We start from the raw sequence: 528 nt of genomic DNA, 5'->3' as shown, positions 1-528 counted from the left end.
GCCTTCAGCGCCGCCAAGGAACTCAAGGACGCCGTCTGATAAAGGCTAAAGCTTCGCACGAGACAGATGCTGAACCGAGCTGCCAGCACAGTGCCGGGTGAGCTCGCCGACGCGAGCTCCGAGGGCACCGTCAACTTGCCAGCCTGGGAGCAATGAGGTTGTGGGAATGGCAGTGACATCGAGGGCGATCAAACCCGGATGGCGGTGTCGCCGATGTCGGACCATACCTCGAACGCGCGCTCCCTTGCAGCGCGGTGCTTGCTGNATGAAGGAGGTTGTTGAATCCGTCATGGGCAGAGAGGAAGCGTTACGCTTCGCCAACTGACTTGAAGCGCTTCATCTGCCGCTCTCGTCGTCGCGTTGGCCGATGCGAGTTCTCCGCGCGATTGTTTAGGCCCTTATGCTGCCGGTGCTCGGCTGAAGCCATCACCTCCTTCTTCAGCGGCGTAGCTTACCAGCTTGTCGGTAATCATGACGCGCGGCGGCCGCATCTGCAGCCTCAGCAGTCCCCTGACCAGCCAAGTTGAT

General features: G+C 60.7%; 1 pseudogene. It reads right to left on the bottom strand.

The features are described from left to right. Positions 1–310: 310 nt before the first annotated feature. Positions 311–528 (bottom strand): annotated as a pseudogene (locus QWZ14_RS08490) (DDE-type integrase/transposase/recombinase); the annotation flags it as partial.

Origin of the sequence: Paeniroseomonas aquatica (assembly GCF_030409335.1) — a bacterium.
GTDB lineage: Bacteria > Pseudomonadota > Alphaproteobacteria > Acetobacterales > Acetobacteraceae > Belnapia > Belnapia aquatica.
This window is presented reverse-complemented; position numbering and strand designations above follow the sequence as displayed.